Below are 24082 nucleotides of genomic sequence, written 5' to 3' on the forward strand. Positions count from 1 at the left end.
CAGATCCATTCTAATCCCTACGTATGTAGGAAACGCAGTAACACACTCTTTCGTCTTGTGAGATACGAGACAAAAGATATGATACAGAAAATCCAAATTACAGAATAGTCCGGTATCCCCATTGCACAACAACATATGGCCACAACCCGAACCTCCAGGTCGTCCCACGACTGTTCTCTTCCAGCCTCTGCACCATTTGATAGGTAAACTCCCAAAAAACAAGATAATGGAAAAACCATTTAATCATCACATCCTCCAAAAGACGGCCCTGCTTGGATGCAGTCTGTCTTTCCTTCTGTCCGGCACTGCTCCGGCAGCTTCTGCGTCGGCCTCGGCAAGTGCTACCGTAAATGCCGCCAAAGACTCCCTGCAGTATGAAACCGTTACGGATGCGCGCCAGATCAATCCAACAACTGTCGAAATCCTTCTTGGGAAGGATCACCGCATGACTCTCGATTTCTACGGTGACAACATCTTCCGTATCTTCCGCGATGACAATGGAGGAATCATCCGTGACCCTCAAGCCAAACCCGAGGCAAAAATCCTCGTTGATAATCCCCGCCGCCCGGTATCGAAACTTGATATCGATAAAGACGGAGATCTGGTCAAAATTACCACGGGAAAAATCCGCATCGAGATCGACAAGAAGACATCTCTGATGAAGGTGATCAACCTGAAGGACAATTCTGTAGCCTTCGAACAGATCGCTCCCGTCGTGTTGGAAAAGCATAAAGCGGAACTGACTCTGAAAACCAGTCCGGACGAATACTTCTACGGCGGAGGCGTGCAGAACGGACGCTTTTCTCACAAAGGCAAGGTGATTTCTATCGAAAACCAGAACAGCTGGACGGATGGCGGCGTTGCTTCCCCCGCTCCTTTCTACTGGTCCACCAACGGTTATGGCCTTCTGTGGCATACTTTCAAAAAAGGCGCATATGACTTTGGTTCCAAAGACAAGTCTGTTGTCAATCTGCACCATGAGGACGGCTATCTGGATGTTTTCTTCATGATCAATGACGGCGCAACTCCCCTCCTCAATGACTTCTACCAACTCACCGGCAATCCGGTCCTGCTGCCGAAGTTCGCCTTTTACCAAGGCCACCTGAACGCCTATAACCGCGATTTCTGGAAAGAAGACGAAAAAGGTATCCTGTTCGAAGACGGCAAGCGCTACAAAGAAAGCCAGAAGGACAACGGAGGAATCAAGGAATCCCTGAATGGGGAGAAGGATAACTATCAATTCTCCGCGCGCGCCGTCATCGACCGCTACAAGAATCACGATATGCCTCTGGGCTGGATCCTTCCCAATGACGGATACGGTGCCGGCTACGGCCAGACGGAAACCCTTGACGGCAACATTCAGAATCTGAAAGACCTTGCCGGCTATGCCAAAAAACATGGTGTGGAAATCGGCCTGTGGACCCAGTCCGACTTGCATCCGAAACCGGAAATCAGCGCCCTGCTCCAACGCGATATTGTCAAAGAAGTCCGCGACGCCGGCGTTCGTGTGCTGAAAACGGACGTTGCCTGGGTAGGTGCCGGTTATTCATTCGGACTCAACGGCATTACCGATGTTGCGCAGATTATGACTTACTACGGCAACAACAGCCGTCCCTTCATCATTTCCCTGGACGGCTGGGCCGGTACCCAGCGTTATGCCGGCATCTGGTCAGGTGACCAGACAGGCGGCGCTTGGGAATACATCCGCTTCCATATCCCCACCTACATTGGATCCGGCCTGTCAGGCCAGCCCAACATCGGATCCGACATGGATGGCATCTTCGGAGGCAAGAACCTCGTGGTCAATACCCGGGACTTCCAATGGAAAACCTTCACCCCTCTGGAACTCAACATGGACGGTTGGGGGGCCAATGAAAAATATCCCCATGCCCTGGGCGAACCGGCAACTTCCATCAACCGCTGGTACCTGAAACTTAAATCGGAACTCATCCCGTACACCTATAGCATCGCTAAGGAAGCCGTCACCGGCCAGCCGATAATCCGAGCCATGTTCCTGGAGGAAGCCAACCCCTATACCCTCGGCAAGGCAACCCAGTACCAGTTCCTTTATGGCCCATATTTCCTGATTGCCCCCATCTACAAGGAAACAAAAACAGACAAGGATGGCAACGATATCCGCAACGGCATCTATATGCCGCAAGGACAGTGGGTCGACTACTTCACCGGAGATCTATATGCCGGCGGTAAAATCTACAACGAAATCGACGCACCTATCTGGAAATTGCCTGTTTTCGTGAAAAACGGAGCCATCATCCCAATGGCCAACCCGAATAACAACATCGCAGAAATCAACCCGAATATCCGTATCTACGAACTTTATCCCTACGGACATACCAAGTTCACCACATACGACGACGACGGTACAACGGAAGCATACAAAGCCGGCAAAGGGGTCAAGACTCTGATCGAATCCAATGCCGACGGTAAGGGTAATGCCGTTATCACTATTCATCCGTCAGTCGGGGACTTCAAGGGATTCGTCAAAAACAAAGCCACGGAATTCCGCATCAATGTCACTGAAAAAACCAGCAAGGTTTCCGCCAGCATCGGCAAGGATGCCGTACAGCTGGAAGAAGCAAAATCCCTCGGTGACTTCAACACCCGGGACAATGTCTTCTTCTACGATGCCGCCCCGAACCTGAACAGGTTTGCCACCAAAGACAGCGAATTCGCCAAAACGGTTGTTACTAAGAACCCTCAGCTTCTGGTAAAACTGGCCCCTTCCGACATCACCGCCAACCCGACGGTCCTCACCGTGGAAGGTTTTCGTTTCTCTCCGTCCGATAAGCGTCTCATCACATCGGGCAAATTGACTGCCCCTGCCAACGCACAAGTGAAGGAAGAGGCCCGCGAACCTTACTCTCTGACTCCGTCCTGGGAGCCCGTTGCCAATGCGGATTACTATGAAATCCAGTTCGACGGCATGATTTATTCCACTATCAAAGGCACGGAATTCCTGTTTGAAGACCTAGTCCCCGAAACGTCGTATTCCTTCGATGTACGTGCCGTCAACAAGGACGGACACTCCGACTGGGCCACAACCAAGGCCACAACCAAGGCCAACCCGCTCGAATTCGCTATCCCGGGCATCGTCGGTGAAGCCTCTGTACCCAGCCAGGGCAACTCGCTCGACAAACTGTTCGATTTCAAGGAAAAGGACGGTTGGCATACCAAGCACAGCCAGGAAGCTGTTCCGTTCGATCTCATCATGGATCTCAAGACGATCAACAAGCTCGACAAGTTCCACTACATCCCACGCGAAGACGCCGGCAACGGAACATTCCTCAAGGGTTCCGTCGCTTACAGCATGGACAAGGACAAGTGGGTCGAAGCCGGCACGTTTGAATGGCCCAAGGACAAAGAAGTGAAGATCTTCACGTTCAAAGACGCTCCCGCCGCTCGCTATATCAAGATCAACGTTACCGAAGGCGTCGGCAAATACGGTTCCGGCCAGGAAATCTATGTCTTCAAGGTGCCCGGTACGGAAAGCTACCTGCCTGGCGACATCAACAACGACGGCAAGATTGATAGAAACGACCTCACCTCGTACACCAACTACACGGGACTGAGGAAGGGAGATTCCGACTTCGAAGGTTACATCAGTAACGGCGATATCAATAAGAACGGTCTCATTGATGCCTACGATATTTCCGTCGTCGCCACTCAATTGAACGACGACGATGAAGACGAAGCTGTCGAAGAAGAAGACCAAGCCGCTGAAGAAGCCAAGAAAGACGACGAGAAGAAGGAAGAGAAGAAAGACGGCGATGAAAAGACAGAAGAAAAGAAAGTCGATCAGCTGGACGGTAAACTTGTGATCAGTACTCCCAAGAAGGACTACTCCCAGGGAGAGATCATTGAAATTACCGTCAAGGGAGACAACCTTAATCTTGTCAACGCACTGAGTTTCGCCCTCCCCTACAATCCGGCAGATTATGAATTTGTCGGCGTTGAACCCAAGAACATCCAGAAAATGGAAAACCTGACGAACGACAGGTTGCATACGAACGGAACCAAAGCCCTGTATCCCACCTTTGTCAACATCGGGGACAAAAAGACTCTACAGGGTTCCGAGGACCTCTTCGTCCTGAAGTTCAAAGCCAAACGCGACCTCAAGTTCGACTTGAAACCCATTGATGGCATGCTGGTTGACAGGAAGCTGAATTCCAAGAAATTCTAAGGTCGCCCGACTTGATTTCATTCACACCCTGCTTCGGTTGCTCATACGCCGCCGGAGCAGGGTGTTTTTCGAACTCCGGATACAAAACTCGCCCTGCTACGGGCTACCGCAATGGATTCAATCCATCGGCTGCATGCTTCCGCTGACTTATTTCAACCGTTCTGTCCGGGGAGTTCTTCTCAAAGGCAACGATTGGGCGGAATTGTGGCCGTCTTTATGGCCCGTAGCCGTGTTCGGCCTGATCGTCATGTGCTTCTCCGTCCGCTTTTTCCGCAGAACTCTTGATTGACAGTACTGCAATGCTGAAGGAGGAAAAGAGTCTTCCATGGTACCTTTTACCGATATCATAAAGCCATGTACCCGCTCAAAGGTACATGGCTTCGGCATGGAAGAAGTGTTATGCGGGGTTAGAGAAGTTCTCCATATTTCCTGATGAATACGCGCTTCATGGCATTGGCCACGACCATGTAGAGCAGGATAGTAATTGCGAGCCAGAAATAATAACTGGCAGGCAATGCCGTCAAGTCCAGCTCCCGCCCGAGAGCCGTTAATAGAAGAATGGTCCCGAAGGCAATTCCAAGGCACGTTACCAAACAAACGGGTAATGAGGCACGACTTTGGATAAAAGGTAACTTAGGAGTTCGGATCATGTGAATAACCAAGGTCTGAGACCAGAGGGACTCGACAAACCAACCGGTATGGAACAGAGCGATAAACAAAGCCCGGTCAATACCCGCTTCATGCCATCCTCCGCCGCATACCGAAGGACATACGACAAAGAACATCAACAGGTATGTAGTAATATCGAAAATAGAGCTCGTCGGACCAATCATGAGCATGAACTTCCCGATTGAGCCGGCATCCCATTTGCGAGGCTTGCCCAAGTATTCTGGATCGACATTATCCCAGGGGATTGAAATACACGACAGATCGTAGATCAGGTTCAACACCAGCAGTTGCAAAGGTAACATAGGCAGAAACGGGAGAAAAGCCGAAGCAATCAGCACTGAAAACATATTCCCGAAATTCGAGCTAGCCGTCATCTTAATGTATTTCACCATGTTGGCATACGTCTTACGGCCTTCGATGATGCCGTCTTCCAGAACCATCAGGTCTTTTTCCAATAGGATGATATCGGCCGATTCCCTGGCAACATCGACTGCACTGTCGACGGAAATGGCGACATCACTTTCCTTCATGGCGACGGCATCGTTAATACCGTCTCCCATGAACCCGACCGTATGCCCTCTCCTGCGAAGGGCTGCGACAATACGGGCCTTCTGGGAAGGGGAAAGCTTGGCAAAGATATTGTGGGTATGGGCAACCTCCTCAAGTCTCCGGTCACTCATTTGATCAATCTCCTCCCCTAGAATTGCATCTCTGTCCTTCATTCCCACCTTCCGGCAAATACAGGTCGTGACAGCGTCATTATCACCTGTAAGCACCTTGACGGTGACTCCGTGCTCTCCAAGAGTACGGATAGCCGTCTCGGCTGAATCCTTGGGAGGATCAAGGAAAGCCAAGAACCCGATCAACACCATATCCCGTTCGTCATTGACAGAAAAAGCTATCTCATCTGTCTTCACATTTCTTTGGGAAACAGCAATAACGCGCATGCCGTCAACGTTAAGACTATGGGTAATCCTCAGGATTTTCTTGCGGAGTTCCTTTGTCAGAGGTTCCACTTTGCCGTCGTATTCTGTATGGGATGATATCCTGATCATCTCTTCGACCGCACCTTTGGTCACAATCTGGGTTTTGCCCATATTGTCACGAACAATGACACTCATCCTGCGCCGATTGAAATCGAAGGGGATTTCATCAATTTTGTCAAACCTGGTACATAGATCCCTAATGTCGGAATCTCCGGCATGTTCGAGGATAGCGACGTCCATCAGGTTTTTGAGACCGGTCTGGTAATAGCTATTGATAAAGGCATATCTCAGAACACGTTCGTCCTCTTCTCCATGCGTATTGAGATGATATTCCAGAAGGACTTTGTTTTGCGTAATGGTTCCTGTCTTGTCGGTACAGAGAATATCCATCGCTCCGAAATTCTGGATGGAATGGAGTGATTTGACGATGGTTTTCCTGCGAGACATATTAACAGCACCCTTCGCAAGTGAAGTCGTCACGATCATCGGTAACATTTCGGGAGTCAGCCCCACTGCTACCGACAAACCGAAAAGCAGGGATTCGAGCCAGTCTCCTTTACTGATCCCGTTGATAAAAAAGACGACGGGAACCATGCACAACATGAAGCGGATCAAAATCCACGATACAGAATTGACGCCTTTTTCAAAACTCGTTTTGACCTTGGGTTTGACAAGTTCCTTAGCCATGACACCAAAAATGGTGCGCTCTCCCGTTGCTACAACAACACCTACCGCCGTACCGCTGATAACGTTGCTCCCCAAAAAGGCGAGATTACTGCACGATAGAGGATTTTTAACGCGTTCGGATACAGGTTCAAATACTTTTTCCTGAGGTTCGTTTTCTCCAGTAAGCGAGGCTTGGTTGACAAACAAATCTTTGGATTGGATGATACGAATGTCGGCAGGAACCATATCGCCGGCAGCGAGATGGACGATATCACCGCAAACAATGTCCCCGACGGGGATTTCCTGTTTACCTGAAGACTGGCGTTCAACAAGAACTGTTGTCTGGACCATATCCTGAAGCCGGGCAGCCGCTTGATCCGATCGGTATTCCTGAAAAAAACGGAGCAAGCCGCTCAATGTCACCATCGTCACAATAATAACAACCGCCGTCAGGTCACGATCTTCCGGAGCAACGGCAACATAGTCGGTCCATAACGACACACAGGCCAGAATCAGCAAGACAATCGTAAATGGATTGATAAAAGCCACAACCAACTTGTGAACAATGGAAACCTGCTTTTCATAACTGGTCGTATTGTCGCCTTCAACAGAACGAATGAGTTCAACTTGTTCATCATTCAATCCTGACAGCGTTGTATTCAGTTCACGCATGAGGGAATCCACAGGCAAACGGGCAGCGGAAATAAGAGTGTTACCGATATTTCCGGAAGATCCGGAAAGTTGACGAAATCTTTTTTGCTTATTGGCAATCATAGTAAGAATAGGGGGGAATCGGTATGTGTGGGCATACCTGTGCTACAGGGAAACAAAAGAAGTTTTCAAACCGTCACAAGCCATCGCTTCACCGGACACCGGAAAGCAGGCAAACGAAAGGATACGCCAAAACGTAAACTCGCAAGGCAGATCAGAAAACAAAGACGTTACGGAGAAAATATTCCGCAATCGATAATCCTAACAAAATAATGTCTTACCGACTAGGCGGAGGAAACCCTCTCCTGGAATAATCGCGGACAACCCCCGATAATAAATTCAAAATACACCGTTTTATTTCCGGTATGGAAACAATCGGCACGTAACAGACGGTGTCCCGCTCGACCGTTTTGCATCGCTGTCCGGCAACGATTTGATTGTGTAATATATTCATGTCCTTACCTGAGACGGGTAAGCTGCTTGCTGAAAAAGCAGCTGTTTTAGGGATTGACATATACTCCGAAAGAAAACACAACCAGGTTCCATAATCGGTCGGAGTCCGACGCTCCTGTTAGCCGGATAAGCTACAGGACGGAGTAAACTAATGTCTTTTAGATAATAAATCAAGTCTAATAGATCAACAAAATTTTCATCTCAAACAATACATTATGAATAAGTTGTCCAAATTTTGAAACAATCAGAACAAAACATGGAATTTTAAACAATAAAATCATTCTACAACTAAAACGAAGAGTTCAAATACTACGGCAACAAATTCTATAGCACATCCTCTCAATGAAATATCGAGATAAATCTCCAGGATGCAATACTCTTGGTACCATAACAGATCAAAGAACATGCAAATATGTCTTCATCATCCCATCATGGTATTGCTTTTAGTCTGTTGTTCAGTTAATCTTCTCGCCGAATAGTTTGCCCTGTTGGGTTATTACAGAGGAAAACGGTTTTTCCACTGTTTTTATTGTTCCCTCCGCGACTTCAAATAAGAAAAACGCCTCGAAATACTTGATTACGAGGCGCTTATGAAGATGGTACGCGGTACTGGTTTCGAACCAGTGACCCCATCCGTGTGAAGGATGTGCTCTACCACTGAGCTAACCGCGCGTTTTTTATGTGGGAGGATTAGTAGTGAATCGGCAGACAATTGGCAAGGAAAATTTACATATCCGGCCAGAACACGGAAATAAACCTCCCGTATTTCTGGCTTCCGGGAAAGCACAAGAATACGGGAGGAAATGAAATGGATTAGAATTCGCAGTTACGGGGCGTTCTGGCATAGGGCAACACGTCTCGGATGTTGCCAACTCCTGTCACAAACATGAGAAGACGCTCGAAGCCAGCCCCAAACCCGGCATGAGGAACACTGCCAAAACGTCGGAGATCTATGTACCACCAGTAGGCTTCTTCACTAAGCCCCATACTCTTCATATTTTCAAGCAAGACATCAAGACGCTCTTCACGCTGGCTCCCGCCGACGATTTCACCGATGCCGGGAACAAGAACGTCCATAGCCGTCACGGTTTTCCCATCATCGTTGAGGCGCATGTAAAAAGGTTTGATGGCCTTGGGATAGTTGTAGACGATAACCGGGCTCTTGAAGTGTTCTTCGGTAAGATAGCGTTCGTGCTCGCTCTGAAGATTGATGCCCCAGGAAACGGGGTAATCGAATTGTTTGCCACTCTTGGCCAAAATGTCCACGGCTTCCGTATAGGAACAGCGGACGAAGGGGCTGTCAAGCACATGCCGGAGACGCTCCAAAAGAGTTTTATCGATGAATTTATTGAAAAACTCCATGTCCTCCCGGTTATTCTCCAACATGTCGCGAACAAGAAATTTCACGAAGTCTTCGGCTAGATCCATATCGCCGTGAAGATCACAGAAAGCAACTTCCGGCTCAATCATCCAGAATTCCGCAGCATGACGAGTGGTATTGGAATTTTCAGCACGGAAAGTGGGTCCAAAGGTATAGACGCGTCCCAGAGCACAGGCAAAGGTTTCCGCTTCCAGCTGACCGCTCACAGTGAGATAGGCAGCTTTGCCGAAGAAATCGTTTTCGAAGTCAGCAGCTTTATCCTTGTGAGGATCCAAGGTAGTAACGCGAAACATTTCTCCGGCACCTTCGCAGTCACTGGCAGTAATGATCGGAGTATGGACCCAGACAAAGTCACGCTCTCCGAAGAAACGATGGACAGCCGTAGCCAATTTGCTGCGGGTTCGCAAGACGGCTCCGTACAGGTTGGTGCGCGGCCTCAAATGCGAAATGGACCGCAGAAACTCCGGAGAATGTCCTTTTTTCTGCAATGGGTAGCTTTCCGGTGCCTCTCCAAGGAGGCGGATGGAGGTGGCCCGCAGTTCCCATTTCTGCTTCCCGGGGCTTGCGACAAGGTCTCCGTCAATGCTAACGGAAGAACCCGTAGCCATGTGACCAATCGTCTCATAACCGGGAATGCCGGCATCAGCCACGACCTGAAGAGAGGAGAGGCATGAACCATCGTTGATTTCCAGGAAGGAAAAACCCTTGGAATCGCGCCGGGTACGTACCCAGCCTTCAATTAAAATTCCGGAGCGCTCGGCATCACTATCCAGCGCATGTTTGACAAGCGTTCTCACGTTCATGTCCATGGAATATGACGGATAGGTCCAAATGTCAAAAAGGATACATCAGCAGGGCTGATTTTCCTATTTTCCTCTTCCGCCGACAGGGAGCACTGCGCACTAATCCCAGAGTGAATTCCTCAGACATTCCGGTGAAAACAACAAACCCGCCCGGTTTGAAACCAACAGGGCGGGTTTGTGTGTCAGTAATAATAAATGTCTGTGCTTTAAATAAGCGCGTTTAACTTTTGCATGATGGCATCCTTGGACGTAGCCCCAACGATCGTATCCACAACCTGACCATCTTTGATGAATACCAGAGTTGGAATGGAACGGACGTTATAGGCGGAAGCAAGGCCGTTGTTACTGTCAACGTCCACTTTGCCAACCTTTGCCTTACCGGCAAATTCCGTAGCAATTTGCTCAACAATGGGGCCGATCATGCGGCAGGGGCCGCACCATGTTGCCCAAAAATCTACAAGTACGGGAACCGGAGATTCGAGTACTTCCGTCTGAAAGTTTGATTCAGTTAATGTAAGTGCCATGATTGCTGTTAAGACTCATGTATTGTTCCATTCGTTCATTCAGACATGGTATCCGCAGATGCAGAATCACCGAACATGCCGGGTTCCACGCGGTTTTCCAGACCATCTGTCTGGATCTGAATGAAGAGGAATGCGATAGCGGCCACAAGCGAAGCAATGGAGAGACCGAGCAGGAGGCCGGTGCCGGTTTCCTCCTCTTCGTCAGCCACATTTTTGACGGAAGCCTGGACGGAGGAAATAGGAGCGGCGGCCGACATAGGACGCGTCGGTGTCAGGGCGATTGTCGCTTTAGGCAACTGAGCCGTCGGCTGACCGGAAGCAAGAGGCCCGGAAGGAGCACCTGCCTTTAAAGCAACGGGAGCACCGGTTCCGGCAAGAGCAATCGTCTTCAATCCTCCGCCAAGGGGAGCAGCGCTACCCAGACCGGCAGGACGAAGCGGTACTGCGCCGTCAGCAACCGGAGCAACCGGAGCAACCGGAGCAACAGGTGCCACGGGAGGTACAGGAGCGCCAGGAGCTGGAGGAGCCGGCGCGGCAGCACCGGGCACTTGCGGGGGCATGGGAGCACCGGGCACTTGCGGGGGCATGGGAGCACCGGGAGCCGGCGGAGGTACAGGAACACCGGGAACACCAGGACGAGGCGGCATCGGAGCAGCCGCCGCGGAAGGCGGCGGCACGGGAGCCGGCGGAACTCCTGGAACAGACGGCCTCGGGGGCATAGCAGGGGCACCACCGGGGATGGGAGGAGGCGGAGGATTACTCATAGGTGTGTGGACTGGTTTGTGTTGACTATGATTTCTCCCCTATCATCCCTTGAGATGCAAGAAAAGAATCATGTTCGTGGAAAATTTATGCAATTTTTTTCGCATTCTACCCGTATATGAGGGTGTTGTACACGTTGAAAACTTGCAGGTAACCTCATTTTCTGTACGATGGAAGTACTATTTGCCTCTCCATGAAGCCACTGACAAAACTCGCAGAAACAATTCTTCCGTCCGGAATCTCTTTGGAACTCTGGGAACGCGACAATTCCTATTTCCTCCTTGCCGACGGCATTCAAATGGCTTCCAGCTTTTCCCACGGTGGGGACGATGCTATCGCTACCATTGCGGCAGCACCCATTAAACGTGCCAACCAACCGACTATTCTGATTGATGGTCTGGGCCTCGGTTTCCTTCTCAAAGGAGCCATGGAGCAAATTAACAAGGAAAAAGCCAGTTTTATTGTCGCGGAACCCTGCTCCGATCTTGTCGAGTGGCATGAAAAACTGCTGGGCAACCTCCACCCCGGCATGCTACACGATCCACGCGTCACGATCGAATCCCATTCTGCACTTCAGGTCGCCAGAAAAACATCCAAGGCATACCATGCTATTCTGATGCGCTCAACCCATTCCCGCAATCAGCTTACAATTGCAGAGGCGACCGACTACAACGCTGCCTTGAAACAGGGAGGCATGCTGGTCATCCTCCTATCCCGTCCGGATAAACGATTGGAACGCACGCTGCAAAAAGCCGGTTTCGACGTCTCTTTCGACACAGTCCCCACTTCTCACAAAGGCAAGCAGACCTCATTCCAGACCGTCGTGCTCGCCCGCAAGGGACGCTTCGTTCCCTTTTCACAACGTTAAACACCATCGTTTCCACCCCATGATTCAATCCCGATTTATCCTTACAGCTGTTTTAGCGGGCATGGCATCCATGCCTCTATTCGCCGACTCTATCGCCCAAGGTATTCTCCTACCTAAAAAGGAAATGCACGCTATTTCCTTTGCTCCCAAAAACGTTGCCGATATTTTCATTATTGATGTTCTTCCTCAAGGGGCCAAGGTCAAGCAAGGTCAGGCCATTGCTTCCTCTGACTTCAGGAGTCTGGATCGTCTGATCGAAGATATGGACCGTTATGTCAAAGCTCGCAATCTGGATGTGCTGAAGCTTCGTTTCGAACTCGAACAGGAAAAAGCCACAGCCAATCAAAAGAACAAGGAAGCCACCTTGTCTCTCCAGCGTGCCCAGGAAGACTTGAAAGATTTTCAGGAAAAACGCAAAGCTCGCATGCTTGCCGAAGAGGAAGAACGCGTCAATAAAGCTCTTCGCCAGCTTTCCTACAAGCAGGAAGAACTCAACCAGCTTGTCAAAATGTACAAGGAAGATCAGGTAGCTGAAGAAACGGAGGAAATCATCCTTACCCGGCTTAAAAATGAATTGAGTGAATCCGACTTCGCCGTTCAAGGAGCCAAGCTTACCTCAGAACTTGCTAAACTTCGCACGATCAATCGTTACGGAGAAGACCTCCAGAAAAACATCGATCAGTGGGATCTTGAAGCAAAAAGTGTCGCGGCCAAATACAAGTTCAGTGTCGAGCAAAAACAACTTGCCCTCACTGATGCGGAAGTGGCCCTCAAACGCGCACAGGATCGCCTGAATGATTTGCAGAAGGATCGAGCCATGGCTCAATTCCAATCTCCTGCCGACGGTATCCTGCTTTACGGAGGGTATGTCGGGGATAAATGGGTTGCTAATTCCGTAGCCCTGAAACTCCGCCCCGGAGGCAAGTTAGAGCCATTCGACAAAATTGCAACGATCGTTCCCCCGGATAGCGAGTTGATCATCCAAGCCGTTCTGCCCGATTCCACCCCGACGCCGAAGGTCGGCGATCAGGTTATTGTCAAGATCACTAACAAGCAGCTTCCCGGTACCGTCACCGTCGCAGATCCTATTCCCGATGCCGACGGCAAGCGCCGCATCATCATCACTCCCCAGGCGCCTGCGGCCGAAATATTCGCTCCGGGGTTGCCCGTCCAGGTGATCATCAAGGATCAACAAGCCTAAACTCCCACCGGCAGCATGCGTACAGGATCTCTGTTCCTTGCCGGTATTGCAGCCGGTTTATTGTCCCTCTGTTCTTCCGCCGAGACCGTTGTCCGGACACAAACCGTTACAGTAACGGGAGAGGAGAATCCCCAGGAATCTCCCTCCCCGGAGCAACAGGAAAAAGCAATTTCTGCCGAGAAACACGACAACATTCACATCGCCAAAGTCCCGGACGTCCCTCCGCCTTCCCGCGAAGCCTTGGAGGCGTCTTTCCGTAAAGCAGCCTCTTTCCTCCTGCCCCGGCAAAACAAAGACGGATCATGGGGCGATCACACAGGTACCAAAGGCCTCAATGTCCTTTGCCCCTATCCCCAAGGCCCCCGATCGTTCCGCCTGGCATCCACAGCTCTTTGCATCGTAGGGCTGACTGCTTCCCCCTTGCATGACGATCCCGCCATACAAAATGCCGTAGACAAGGCTCTTAATGTCCTCATCCGCGAATTGCCCAAGCTCAAGCGAGGCGACACCATCACTCTGCTCTCTACCTGGGCGCACGCCTATGGCCTGGAAGCCTACTGCTCTGCAGCCAAAAGACTCCCTAAAGATTCACCTCGCTTTCAGGAACTCAAGGAGGCTGCAGCCAAGGCTATTCATGCCACCGACTTGTTAAGCGATGAAGCGTACGGAGGATGGGGGTACTATACCTTCGATGTGTTTTCCCAGAAAACCATCGGCATGCCGACATCTTTCCTGACATCGACCGTCTTGCTTGCTTACAAGGACGCCAAAGACATCTTCGGGCTGGATTCCGACCCGAATGTTCTGAAACGCGCCGTTAAACTGCTCAAAGCCCTGCGTACTCCCGCCGGGACTTTTGTGTATTCCCGGGATCACATGTACTATGGGACCGCGCCCATTAACCGGCACACGGGCAGCCTCGCACGCAATCCGGCCGGAGACATGGCCATCATGAGCTTCGATCCCGGTTTCGTTACGCTGACCCAGTTGGAAGACAATGTCGAACGTCTCTGGAGTCGTGACGGCTGGCTGTACATGGCACTCAAAAAGCCTGTCCCCCACGAAAGTTTCGCCCAAAACGCAGGATACTTTTTCTACTACGGTTATTATTACGCAGCCCGTACTTTCGACTGGCTCCCCAAGGAACATCTGCCAAGACATGCCGCCCAACTCTCGGAAGATATCCTTCACCTTCAGGAAAAAGACGGCTGCTGGTGGGATTACCCTCTGTATAATTATCACAAATTCTACGGTACGGGATATGCTCTGTATTCCATGTCCCGGGTTTGGGACGTTTTACAGGGTGGTACCATCCCGTTCACTGTAGAATCGCCCCACGCCGCCGGTACCACGGTTTCCTCAAGCCCGGCATCATGAGATTGAGTTCTGCCGGCCATGAAGCACATATTCCCCATTCTTCTTTGTTCTACCCTTCTCCCGGCCTGGGGCGAAGAAGGGGGTATACCGCCACAAACAAGTCTTCCTCCGGCGCGGGAAAAGGCGGATTCCATCCCCATCCCCAAATTGCCAGACACAGCGCCCCCTACTTTGGAGGCTCTGGACAAAGCCCTTGCCCGCGGCGTTCAATTCCTATTGACCCATCAGAATAAGGACGGATCATGGGGCGACCACACCGGTACGAAGGGAATCAACATTTTTTGCCCGTATCCGTCAGGCCCCCTAGCTTTCCGAAGCGGTACGACAGGTCTCTGTATCATCGGCCTTAATGCTTCCCCTCAACGAGATACACCCGAGGTTCAGGCAGCGTTGGAAAAAGCGACGCAGTTCATGTTTTCCCGGCTGCCGAAACTGAAACGCGGCGATACACAGAGCGTTTACGATGTCTGGGGGCATGCCTACACATTGGAAGCCGCCTGTTCCTTGGCAACACGATTGCCCCAAGATTCCCACCGCTTTGCCGAACTCCGCGAATTTGCCAGAGAACGCATCCGCATGCTGGATGCCTTGGCCGATATCAACGGGGGCTGGGGCTATCTGACATTCAAGGTATTTACCGAACGCCCCGCCGGTTCCCCCACCTCCTTTCTGACGGCAACCGTCTTCATGGCCTACAAGGATGCGGAAGATATTTTCGGTCTCAAACCTAATCAGAAAGTATTCCGCCGCTGCTTCAATACTCTGAAATCCATGCGGACACCCAACGGCACTTACGTTTATTCGCGAGAACACATCAAATTCGCAACAACTCCGATTAACCGCCACACAGGCAGTCTCGCCCGTACGCCTGCCGGAGATCTTGCCCTGATGCGTTATGAGCCTTCTCTGATCTCCAGACGGCAACTTGAAGACGGGCTGGACCGTCTTTGGAGCCGTTCCGGGTGGCTTGGCATGGCCCTTAAAAAGCCAATGCCCCATGAGAGTTTTGCTCAAAATTCGGGTTATTTCTATTTTTACGGATATTATTACGCAGCCAAATGTCTTGATTTCGTACCGCATGAAAAATTAGTGAGACATGCCGCGTATGTTTCCAAGGGCGTACTTCCCCTCCAGGAAAAAGACGGTTCCTGGTGGGATTACCCCCTGTACAACTATCACAAATTCTACGGAACAGGATATGCTCTTTATGCGTTATCACGCGTTCGAGCCGCCATCGCTGCAGATTAACAAACAACCAGTCGATTGCCAAACTTCCATCACCACAATAACGTCGCATGAAAATCACATTTGCCCCTCATTCCCCACTACTCATTTCGGCGGCCCTCGCCGGATTATGCCTGAACATGGATGCCGTTGCCGAACAAATGCCCTTCCACCTCCTCTCTAAGGATTCCCAAATGACATTCACTGTCAATGGGAACAAAGTCAACCGCGCCTATTACGGTTCACGGCTTGCCCATCCGGAAGACATCCTTCATGCAGATTCTCCCTCTTCCACCTTGCTCTACCCCACGCGAATGGATGCCATGGGACCTTGGGAAAACGGCTCCGGAGAGCTGGACATTTCCATCACACAGGGAGACGGAACCAATTCCCTCGATCTCGTGTACGATTCCCTGCAGGTATCCAAACCCACACCAGGACAGGAGCTGGCCATCATCCGTCTCAAGGATTCCCACTACCCCGTCCAGGTTCAGGTTTACGTTCTGGCCAACTACGACTCGAATGTCTTCGAACAATGGGTAGAAATCACCAATAACGGTCAGGAAGCCATTACGATCGATCAGGGGGCTACCGGTCATTTGCACGTTAAAGCAGACAAATATTTTGTCACCTCATTCCGCGGAACTTGGGGAGGAGAGTCCCTGATGCGGGAAGAGGAAGTCCAGAAAGGCAACTGCCTCACCATGATTTCCGATGTCGGTGCCCGTACCGCCCAGGAAGGCACGCCCGGATTCGTTTTATCCCTTGGTCAACCGGCACGGGAAGACGACGGTGAAGTATATATGGGAGCGTTGGCTTGGTCCGGCAACTACAAGCTTAGTTTCAAATACTCGCCGTACGGACGGATGTTCGCTTCCTTCGGAACGGACATGCAGGATGCCCCCTATCGCTTGGAAGCAGGCAAGAGTCTGACTCTCCCCCGCCTCATTCTGACTCACAGCCAGCAAGGCAAAGGGGAAGCCTCTCGCCAAATCCATCGCTGGGCACGCGAAAGCGGTATCCGCGGAGGCGACCAGGAACGCATGACTCTCCTCAACTCCTGGGAAGGAGCCTATTTCAACTTTGACGAGCCTCTTCTGCAAACGATGATGGAACGGGCCGCCGGCATGGGAGTGGAACTGTTCGTGCTGGATGACGGCTGGTTCGCCAACAAGTACCCCCGCAACAACGACAAAGCGGGACTCGGCGATTGGAAGGTCAATGAAAAGAAACTTCCCAACGGCCTGCCCGGCCTGACCAAATCCGCTAAGGACCGCAACATTAAATTCGGTCTCTGGGTAGAGATGGAAATGGTCAATCCCAAATCGGAACTCTTTGAACAACATCCTGACTGGGTCATCCAACTCCCTCACCGCGACAAACGCCTGGAACGTAATCAGTTGATCCTGGATCTTTCCAACCCTGACGTCCAGCAGTATATCATCGACAGCATGGATGACATCCTCTCCAAGAATCCCGAAATTGTTTACATCAAGTGGGACTGCAATCGCAAGATTGCCGATCCCGGTTCCCCGTACCTCTCCGCCGCCAACCAGAAAAACCTGTTTATCGATTACGTCAACGGCTACTACAAGGTATTGGACGCCATTACTAAAAAACATCCCGAAGTCATTTTCCAGGCCTGTGCTTCCGGCGGTGGACGGGCGGACTATGGCGCCATGAAATATCATCACGAATTCTGGGTATCCGATAACACGGATCCCTATGAACGCGTCCTGATGCAGTGGGGTATCGGCCACCTCTTCCCGGCCATGGCCATGGCTTCCCACGTTACGGTTTCACCGAACCACCAAACCGGCAGGCAAACACCCCTCAAATTTCGTTTTGATGTTGCAACAACCGGCCGACTTGGCTTCGAACTTCGCCCCCAGGATATGAATCCTCAGGAAACCGAGTTTGCCAAAAAAGCTTTGGAAACGTACAAGCGCATCCGTCCTACCGTTCAATTAGGAGATCTCTATCGTCTACGCTCACCCTATGAGAGTAATGAAGCTTCGCTAATGTACGTCCTCAATGGCAAAGACGGCAAACAAAAGGCTATCGTCTTCGCCTGCCTCATGGATAAGACGCTCACCTATAAAACCACCCCCATTAAACTCAAGGGGTTAAGAGCCGACAAACGCTACCGCATCCATGAACTCAACGTCGATCAATCCGGCAACCGTACATCACTGGACAACAAGGAACTAGGAGGTGATTACCTCATGGGCAACGGTGTCCATTTCAACTTCGGCAAACCTCTCCAATCCGCTATTCTGGAATTGGAAGAGATTTGATTCCGTTTATTCGCGTTACCGCGATACATCCGCTTCTCGTGCATATTGCCCTGGACATCCATCCAGAACAATGTTGTTTTATAACCAAAACAAGACTCCCATATGTCCCCTATCATTCGTGCCCTTTTGATCATTCTGGGCCTGCAACTATCTTATACCTTTGCCTTCCCGGAACAGGCAAAAGTACAAGTGGCCCCCCTTCACAAGAGCGATTCTCCAGAAGCTATCTCCCTGATTCCCTACCCTGCCCGCATCGATTGGGGCAAGGGTGAGCTGAGAGCATGCGGTTCTTTGGTTATCGACAATCATCAGTCCATTGCCAGCTCCGAGCAGGAAAACCTCGCTGCCGAACTCCGACACATCAATAGTTCCTTTCCCAAAAATGCGGCAGGTAACACACTTGCTATCCATTTGGAACAACTGGATGACCAATGGAAGAAAGACAACCCGGAGGCCTACACCATCACCATTCCCCCGCAAGGGCAAGCCACGATTGCCGCTCGCAGCTTCAGCGGCTATTTCAATGCCCTGCAAACACTCCGTCAGCTCATCGTCCGAAAGAACGGTGCCTGTTTCATCCCCAACTGTTCGATCCAGGACGCACCAGCCTTCCCTATCCGGGGCGTCATGCTGGATACGGGACGGTACTTCATGTCCGTCTCCTTCATCAAGGAAATCGCCCGCAACCTCTCCGCTTACAAAATTAATCTCATTCACCTGCACCTGACGGACAATCCGGCCTGGCGTGTCCAAATCGACAAATACCCGGAACTGGTAAAGCCGGAATATCATTGGAAAACCCGTCTCCCCGGCAAATACTACACCAAGGACGAACTCAAGGATCTCGTTCAATTTTGTGCCAAACTCAACATTCGTATCATCCCGGAGATCGACATGCCCGGTCACAGCGAATCTTTCGCCAAGGCGACCGGAGTCGATATGCAATCCGAAAAAGGAATCTCCAGCCTCAAGGATGTGGTGGACGAAATGACGGATATATTCCCCGATCCCTGGTTTCATATGGGTTCCGATGAAGTCCATGTCAAAATGAAAAACTTCATCCCCGAAATGGCTTCCTACATACGGAATAAAGGCAGGGATATCATCGTCTGGCACCCAGGAGCCATCCCGGACGACAACGCCATCTTCATGTGCTGGGGAGAAAATGAAGCGAGCCATCATTTGAAAAAGGGTTCCCGCATCATTGACTGCAATGGCTTCTATCTCGACTGGATGGATGCTCAATCCGGTGTCTATCAGATCTTCTTCCAGCAACCCTGTGAAATGCCCGAGAGCAACGGACTGGGCCTCGGCGGCATCATGGCGGTCTGGTGCGATGGCGCTTTAAGCAACGAGCGAAGAATTCTTGAACAATATCCTTTCTATCCCTGTACTCTCACCTTTGCCGAGCGCCTCTGGCGTGGAGCAGCAGAAAAGCGCAAAGATCTTATGGCGCAATTACCCCCAAAAGGGACCAGAGAATGGCAGGATTTCTCAGACTTTGAAGACCGTCTTGTCTTTCACCGCGACCATTTCTTCCGTAAGCAACCCTTCTCCTACGTCAAACAGGCCAATATCCCATGGCAAATGATCGGTCCGTTCAATCACCATGGCAAGAATGACCTTTCCTTCGGACCGGAACATTCTATTGAACCCAGCTATCAGGACGGAGACCGCACCTTATCCTGGATAGAGCAACCTGCCTATGGAGGGGCCATTCATATCAGGCATCTCTTTGCTATGTTCAATGCCCACAGGAAGATCTACCGCCTCAATCATTGGCCCACACTGATGTCCTCCTCCGTCGGCAAAGACTCCGGTACTTGTTATGCCCTGACCTATATCGACAGTCCCAAAGACCAGGATATTTACCTCATGTTTGGACTGAACGGCATGTGGGGACACTCCGGCGGTTACAGGACAGCCAGAGCTCCGGAACAGGGCAGCTGGGACTTCAGCGGCGGCGATGTGTGGATCAATCGCAAACGGATAGTTCCGCCCCATTGGCCCTTCAAGAGCCTCCCATGGACAGGCTGGGGCCGAGGTCGCATTGAAGAGGCTCCACTGACTCAGGAAGGATATTTCTTTCGCCCTCCGGTGCCAATCCACCTGAAAAAAGGACTGAATGAAGTACTCGTGAAAAGCGTCGCCGGCCCCTGGAAAGGTGAAAATAGCGAAACAAAGTGGTTTTTCTGCTGCATCCCCGTCCTGTGGGACGGCCTTCATTACAGGGAAGTTCCCGGCCTGAAATTTGACCTGCCCAACCAGCCGGCTCAACCGTAAATACAGCCGGGCCAGCCCCCCCCGGCAAGGGAATTGGCTGGCCCGGTTTTCGTGCTAAAGAGCCAGAGCTTACTTGATCTTGCGGAACAAAAGCACTCCCGAGGAATCACCGCCGCCTACACCTTCCACTTCCGCCTTCAGCTTATAGACATCCAGGTTGGTCCGTAGCTTGTCAATGCGGATGATATAGGTATTGGCTTCGTTTTTGACGCCAGTGTACCCGGCATGCACATCCTCGGAAACAGGCTTATCCCCTTCAAACAAGCAGACCTTGCTGATCGACAGGGCATTGTTGCCGTTTCTCCATACAAACGTGGCAGCATATGTTCCGGGTTCCTGGATGGAGTCAGAGACATTGAATTCGAGTACTCCCGTTTGAGGGTCCAGTTTCCATTGCCGCCCAATCTGGTTCCATGAAGAGACAGAGGCGGCAACAGGCATAAAGCGGTTCATGATGTCGTATGCTACTGATTTCGTATCACCCTCCGGCTTTGAAGAATAGGGGGTATCATTCGTAGCCCAGGCCGGTTCAAACTCATTCAACTGCCGGGCTACAGTCGACATCACATCCTGTTCAGGAAGTTTTCCGGCAAGGGCATCGCGGTGAGCGGTGAAGAAAATATTCCAGCGAGTGAGATAGTAATCCTTCAACAAGCCCTGAAGCTGGCGATGGGCATAATCATTCAGGGCATCGATTTTCCCGCTCCAGGTGGTATAGAGCCGCTTACAGGCAATTTCCATGCCTTTCTTTTCTTCCGGGGTCTTGCCTTTGGCGCGCGCCATCTCACAGGCACGCCCCAGCCTCCACATCGGGTGCGTCCCGCATAGTTCATCAGTGGCAGCAATCAGCCCCAGGAAATCTCCGGCATACTGGTTAAAAGCCGCTTCATCCTTCTTCTCCCATGCATCCATGGCTGCGGCAAGAAGAGGACGGGCGATATCGGCCAGAAACTGGCGGACGACATCAACGACATCATAGCGGAAAGTTTCCTGTCCCCAAAGGGCGGAATTGCTTTCCCCGGCCTTGAGCATCAGCAAAGCAGCTTCCTGAACCTCCTTCGGCTGATAATAAGGTCTTCCGGAAGCCCAACTGGAAGCCCGGTCAACATGGCGTCCTGGGCGGGCGCACAAGATGGATTCCAGACAATCTGTTTGTCCGGAAACCGGCGTATAGACGGAACGTTCCAAAATATTCCACGCTTGCGAAGCATCTTCAGAGGCCGCACCATATCGACGTTGCACGTAGGCTGCAATCCACAGTTTCAGTTCCTCGTCAGACATATTTTTCTGCCTGTCGGTCCAAAATCGGTCAAAGAGCAAATCATAGAAAATCGGGTTGGTTTCCAATCCCTCGGATATTGTGCCAACCCCCAGCAGACGTTCCTTTTCAGGCGATTTTTGAAGATCTCCCAAATGAGCCAAGGCCTTCAAGCTGCCATACAAAGCGTGTTTTCCGCCAAAGTTGGACAATTCGCACCATACCCAGGATTTTCCGCAAAACGAACGTATTGTGCTTCCATCCGTTGCCGTTTCCAAACGGTTGGCAAGGGATACGACAACAGCCTTGTCATCATCAAGCCCGCTCAAAAGCGTGGGAGACGGATTGCTTCCCCAATGCTGGAGTACCCACACACTGCCAGGAGACGCCTTTTGCATGGAATTCTGGACAGCTCCGGCAACGGAGGCCAAGTCAACACCCTTTGAATTGCCGCCCTCATGGAACAAGTCTCCCCCGAAAGCCTTGGCCTTGAGACCATACACGCGTTCCAGATTCCGGTACCAGACTTCTGCGATTCTGGCATAATCCTTGGTTGTCGGATCAATCACCGTTGGACGCTGGAATCCGGAAACCCATTTACCCTGAGGGAAATACCGGGCATCCGTTCCCTTGTAATACTTGTCGAAATCATGGGGTAAAAGGCCGACAAATCCCTGAAGTACAGGTTGGATGCCAAGGCTGACCATACGCTGAACAATAAATCTTCCCAGTTCCCCCTCGCGATCGATCTCTCCCTGGCTTAGCGGACCTCCCAGACCTTCCAGATTTCCCATGTTCCACCAGGCTGCGGAAGCAGGATTGGGAATGAATGCCCGGATTCTATCTTCCGGGTATCCAAGTTCGCGAAGCGTCAGTTGCCAGACCTTTTCCAGCCCGGCCTGAACCAGCATGTGAGTCATGCCATTCAACGCCATCCGGTCAATTTCCTGCTCCCATTCTCTGGTTCCCCAAAAGGCGCAAGTATAGGACAAAGTACAGTAATTATACGCATACCTCCAAGCCCATGGAGCCTGGATTTCAGCATGGAATTTCGACAGAGGGAGCTTCGTTTCCATCCTGTTTCCATTCCAGGACCAATGGGATCCGCATCCATGTCTCAAATAGTAACCCAGGGCAGGAGCCAGGTTTTTAGTCTCTCCGGCGGAAATTTTTATTCTTCCGTTCTCCGCGTCAACCGTAAACCTTTTTGTCAGAGCAGGATTCAAAGAAAATTCAATCCTGCCTTTGAAGAAAGGAGCAACTCGCTGAACCAACAATTGCTGGTCGGTACAATCCTGAGCCATCGCAACCGATCCCACCAAGACGGACAAGCAGGCTACGCAGGGAAAAATATTGCTGATAATCATAGAACAATAGATATTTCATACTAAATACGCCTGTCCGGGGAATGATCTATCACAAAACCAACCCTCCTCCTTCCGTCATTACATCAACACCGGAAGCACGAAATCAAAACCGGAATCCGCATTGAAGCCCGATCCAGACAACGTCCCCAAGCCCAACACGGCGCAAAGAAGAAACGGCTTGTGAATAGTTCAACGATACCTTCAGAGAACAGGACTCCGCATATTGCCAATTGATCCCCAAACTATAGTCGATGCAATTGGAGCCATCGGAAACCCCCGGATTGTATCCTCCATTGTAGCCATACCTGAGCATCGGAGAAACAGTTACATGCTCCATCACTTCCCATGCCGTTTGGCAAAACACACTGTAATAGGCTTCTCCAACCTTGTGTTCCAGCTTAACTTGCATTTCCGCTCCAACCTCCAACCAGTCATCTATCGTGCGGGAAATAGTCAGGGCAGGATTGCTGACGTTGTAATCCTGATCCAGATAAAACTGGTGCTCGTACCACGGATTGATCGTCCAGCCGTCAATTTGCCAGGCATAACCGAGCACGAGATCCAACTCTTTGTAGGATTCCGAAACTCCCTGCGCATACCAGGCGGACACAATCATTCCTTCGTATTTAATGGATGGGGCTATTTCCCAGATGGAACTACCCGGCAAACAGTCGATTCCTTCGGTCACGTATCTACTCGACCAACCGATATTCACGCCCAACTGGCAATCCTGCTCCGGCTGAACCACCGTAGGAATGCCTGTGTCGGCAAGTATCGATCTTTCCGTATAACAAGCGGAAGGTTCCGCAGAAATCGCCCTTCCGGCAACAACACAGGAACATCCAAGAATAAAAACTACCGTTTCGATCGTATTTGTAATTGTCATCATAAGAAAAATTTGGAATACCTTGATCTTATCCTGAAAAAGGGGTTGGTACAGTTAAGCCATGTCTCCAAACCATTAAGATAAAATCAAAAAAAATCATTCTTTCTTCGATTCGTTACACAAATAAAATATCCTGTTTCGATTATCTTGATAAGAAGGCGGTAC

General features: G+C 50.8%; 14 protein-coding genes, 1 tRNA gene and 1 pseudogene. 9 read left to right on the plus strand and 7 right to left on the minus strand.

Annotated features, from left to right (window positions below; all coding sequences use genetic code 11):
- Nucleotides 1–226: 226 nt before the first annotated feature.
- Complete coding sequence (locus QET40_RS05265; RefSeq protein WP_280126124.1) at nucleotides 227–4201, plus strand: TIM-barrel domain-containing protein; 3975 nt, start codon at nucleotides 227–229, stop codon at nucleotides 4199–4201.
- Nucleotides 4202–4301: 100 nt separating this feature from the next.
- Nucleotides 4302–4490, plus strand: a pseudogene (locus QET40_RS05270) (ABC transporter permease); the annotation flags it as partial.
- 118 nt (nucleotides 4491–4608) lie between these two features.
- Here QET40_RS05270 and mgtA read toward each other — a convergent pair.
- From mgtA to QET40_RS05295, 5 genes are all read right to left on the minus strand, one after another.
- Nucleotides 4609–7296: a magnesium-translocating P-type ATPase gene (gene mgtA / locus QET40_RS05275; protein WP_280126126.1), complete on the minus strand. Its 2688-nt coding sequence runs from the start codon at nucleotides 7294–7296 to the stop codon at nucleotides 4609–4611.
- A 987-nt stretch (nucleotides 7297–8283) separates the two neighbouring features.
- Nucleotides 8284–8358, minus strand: a tRNA-Val gene (locus tag QET40_RS05280).
- A 141-nt stretch (nucleotides 8359–8499) separates the two neighbouring features.
- Entirely contained in the window at nucleotides 8500–9870 is a 1371-nt protein-coding gene (asnS, locus tag QET40_RS05285; RefSeq protein WP_280126127.1) for an asparagine--tRNA ligase, read from the minus strand.
- Nucleotides 9871–10076: 206 nt separating this feature from the next.
- Complete coding sequence (gene trxA / locus QET40_RS05290) at nucleotides 10077–10394, minus strand: thioredoxin (RefSeq protein WP_280126128.1); 318 nt, start codon at nucleotides 10392–10394, stop codon at nucleotides 10077–10079.
- A gap of 35 nt (nucleotides 10395–10429) precedes the next feature.
- Nucleotides 10430–10954, minus strand: a complete 525-nt coding sequence (locus tag QET40_RS05295) for a hypothetical protein (protein WP_280126129.1) — start codon at nucleotides 10952–10954, stop codon at nucleotides 10430–10432.
- Between QET40_RS05295 and QET40_RS05300 the strand changes: the two genes are divergently transcribed.
- From QET40_RS05300 to QET40_RS05330, 7 genes are all read left to right on the plus strand, one after another.
- Nucleotides 10953–11183: a hypothetical protein gene (locus QET40_RS05300; RefSeq protein WP_280126130.1), complete on the plus strand. Its 231-nt coding sequence runs from the start codon at nucleotides 10953–10955 to the stop codon at nucleotides 11181–11183. The genes QET40_RS05295 and QET40_RS05300 overlap by 2 nt on opposite strands.
- Nucleotides 11184–11349: 166 nt before the next feature.
- Nucleotides 11350–12024, plus strand: a complete 675-nt coding sequence (locus QET40_RS05305; RefSeq protein WP_280126131.1) for a hypothetical protein — start codon at nucleotides 11350–11352, stop codon at nucleotides 12022–12024.
- 19 nt (nucleotides 12025–12043) lie between these two features.
- Entirely contained in the window at nucleotides 12044–13225 is a 1182-nt protein-coding gene (locus tag QET40_RS05310) for a hypothetical protein (RefSeq protein WP_280126132.1), read from the plus strand.
- 15 nt (nucleotides 13226–13240) lie between these two features.
- Complete coding sequence (locus QET40_RS05315; RefSeq protein WP_280126133.1) at nucleotides 13241–14602, plus strand: hypothetical protein; 1362 nt, start codon at nucleotides 13241–13243, stop codon at nucleotides 14600–14602.
- An 18-nt stretch (nucleotides 14603–14620) separates the two neighbouring features.
- The gene (locus QET40_RS05320) at nucleotides 14621–15850 is read left to right on the plus strand and encodes a hypothetical protein (protein ID WP_280126134.1); all 1230 of its coding nucleotides are present in this window, start codon (nucleotides 14621–14623) and stop codon (nucleotides 15848–15850) included.
- Nucleotides 15851–15897: 47 nt separating this feature from the next.
- On the plus strand, nucleotides 15898–18123 hold the full coding sequence (locus tag QET40_RS05325) for an alpha-galactosidase (RefSeq protein ID WP_280126135.1): 2226 nt from the start codon (nucleotides 15898–15900) through the stop codon (nucleotides 18121–18123).
- A 102-nt stretch (nucleotides 18124–18225) separates the two neighbouring features.
- Nucleotides 18226–20406, plus strand: a complete 2181-nt coding sequence (locus QET40_RS05330) for a family 20 glycosylhydrolase (protein WP_280126136.1) — start codon at nucleotides 18226–18228, stop codon at nucleotides 20404–20406.
- A gap of 69 nt (nucleotides 20407–20475) precedes the next feature.
- Here QET40_RS05330 and QET40_RS05335 read toward each other — a convergent pair whose 3' ends face one another.
- Both QET40_RS05335 and QET40_RS05340 read right to left on the minus strand, forming a co-directional pair.
- Entirely contained in the window at nucleotides 20476–23031 is a 2556-nt protein-coding gene (locus QET40_RS05335; protein ID WP_280126137.1) for an alpha-N-acetylglucosaminidase, read from the minus strand.
- A 103-nt stretch (nucleotides 23032–23134) separates the two neighbouring features.
- Complete coding sequence (locus QET40_RS05340) at nucleotides 23135–23920, minus strand: hypothetical protein (RefSeq protein WP_280126138.1); 786 nt, start codon at nucleotides 23918–23920, stop codon at nucleotides 23135–23137.
- Nucleotides 23921–24082 lie beyond the last annotated feature (162 nt).

The organism is Akkermansia sp. N21169, from assembly GCF_029854675.1.
In the GTDB taxonomy this organism is placed as follows: Bacteria; Verrucomicrobiota; Verrucomicrobiia; order Verrucomicrobiales; family Akkermansiaceae; genus Akkermansia.